Origin of the sequence: Cyanobium sp. LEGE 06143 (assembly GCF_015207535.1) — a bacterium.
Classification (GTDB): Bacteria; Cyanobacteriota; Cyanobacteriia; order PCC-6307; family Cyanobiaceae; genus NIES-981.
In genome coordinates this window covers 1-2,059 of record NZ_JADEWP010000293.1, presented here as the reverse complement: position 1 = coordinate 2,059, position 2,059 = coordinate 1, and the positions used below count along the sequence as shown (strand labels likewise).

The window sequence follows — 2,059 nt, the reverse complement described above, 5'->3', positions numbered from 1 at the left end:
TCGCAGGTTGCTACGCAGTACGTGATCAGGAGATCAGTGTGCCTGTCGAGGGAAAGAATCGGCCAACATGGGCAGATTTTGGCACCCGAAAGGGTGAAATCAGCCAAGCCAACCTCAGATTCGCCAAGCGTTGTTCATTCCGAGCAAATTCCAACCTTGGACCCACTTTCAGGGCTCGTTGCCCAGAGGCTCCCTAGGCCCTCAGCATCTCGTCGAGCTGTTCATCGCGGCGCAGGCCGGCCTGCACCCGCCAGAGGTTGGCGTAGACCCCGCCGGCGCGGATCAGTTGGTCATGGCGCCCGCTCTCCACGATCCGGCCCTGGTCCATCACCACGATCCGATCGGCATGGCGCACGGTGGAGAGACGGTGGGCGATCACCAGGGTGGTGCGCTCCGCGGTGAGCTGCTCCAGGGAGCGCTGGATGGCGGCCTCGGTCTCGTTGTCCACGGCGGCGGTGGCCTCATCCAGCACCAGCACCGGCGGGTCCTTGAGGATGGCGCGGGCCAGGGCGATGCGCTGGCGCTGGCCGCCGGAGAGGCGTTGGCCGCGCTCCCCCACCACCGTGGCGTAGCCCTGGGGCAGGGCCCGGATGAAGGCGTCGGCTTCGGCGCGGCGGGCGGCGGCCTCGATGGCCGCGGGGCTGGCCTCGAAACTGCCGTAGGCGATGTTCTCGGCCACCGTGCCGTGGAACAGGAACACCTCCTGGCTCACCAGGCCGATGGCCTGGCGCAGGTCATCGAGCCGCAGCGTGCGGATCGGAATCCCATCCAGACGGATCTCACCCGCCTGGATCGCGTAGAGCCGCAGCAGCAGCTTCACGATCGTGCTCTTGCCCGATCCGGTGGCCCCCACGATGCCGAGGGTGCTGCCCGCCGGGATCGCCAGATCGAACGCCTGCAGCAGCGGCTCGCGGCCCCCATAGCCGAATTGCACGGCCTCGAAGCGGATCTCACCCCGCACCTGCTCGACGGGCAGGGGGCGCTCACCGGCCGGGATGGTCACCGGGGTGTCGAGCAGGTCGAGCACCCGGTTGGTGGAGGCCATGGCCCGCTGGTAGTCGTCCAGGGTGCGGCCCAGGGTGGTCAGCGGCCAGAGCAGACGCTGGGTGATGAACACCAGAAAGGCATAGGTGCCCGTGGCGATGGCGCCCCGCTCGGCCTGGAGGCCACCGATCACCAGGATGGCGATGAAGGCGAACAGGATCGCGTAGCGGATCAGCGGCACGAAGGCCGCCGAGAGCCCGATCGCCCGACGATTGGCCTGGCGGTAGGCCTGGCTCTGCCGCCGCAGCCGCTCCAGCTCCCAGCCCTCGGCGGTGTAGCTCTTGATCGTGAGCATGCCGCCCAGGTTGGTGCTGAGCTGGCTGGCCAGGTCGCCGGCCTGCTGCCGTACGGCGGCATAGCGCGGGGCCAGCCGCTTCTGGAACCGCAGCGACCCCCACAGGATCACCGGGATCGGCAGGAACGACAGCCCCGCCACCGTGGGCGAGAGCACGGCCATGGCGCCGCCGACGGCCAGCACGGTTGTGAGCAGCTGCAGGATCTCGTTGGCGCCGTGGTCGAGGAAGCGCTCCAGCTGGTTGATGTCGTCGTTGAGCACGGCCATCAGCCGGCCGCTGCTGCTGGTTTCGAAGTAGGCCATCTCCAGCTGCTGAAGATGGTCGTAGGCCTCGAGGCGCAGCTCGTGCTGCACGGTCTGGGCCAGGTTGCGCCAGAGCACGCCGTAGAGATATTCGAACAGCGACTCAGCGCTCCAGATCAGAAAGGAGAGCAGCGCCAGCACACCCAGCTGGCCGGCCACGCTGCTCACCCCGAAGCTGCTCAGCCAGGCGGTGTCCTGCCGCACCACCACATCCACCGCCAGGCCGATCAGCACCGGCGGCGCCAGATCGAACAGCTTGTTGAGCACCGAGCAGGCCGCGGCCTGCCTCACCAGACGCCGGTGSKGMYNCNGGGCTGCCAGCAGGCGCCGCAGGGCCGAGGCCTGAGCCTGGGGATGGGCCGTGGTGGCGGCAGGAAACGGGGCAGCGGGCGGTGGCGCCATGGCGGAGGAAAGGGC

General features: G+C 68.7%; 1 protein-coding gene. It reads right to left on the bottom strand.

Features of this window, described 5'->3' with window-relative positions:
- Positions 1-193 precede the first annotated feature (193 nt).
- Positions 194-2,044, bottom strand: coding sequence for an ABC transporter ATP-binding protein (locus IQ216_RS13690; protein ID WP_193815908.1), 1,851 nt, complete (start codon positions 2,042-2,044; stop codon positions 194-196).
- Positions 2,045-2,059: the final 15 nt, after the last annotated feature.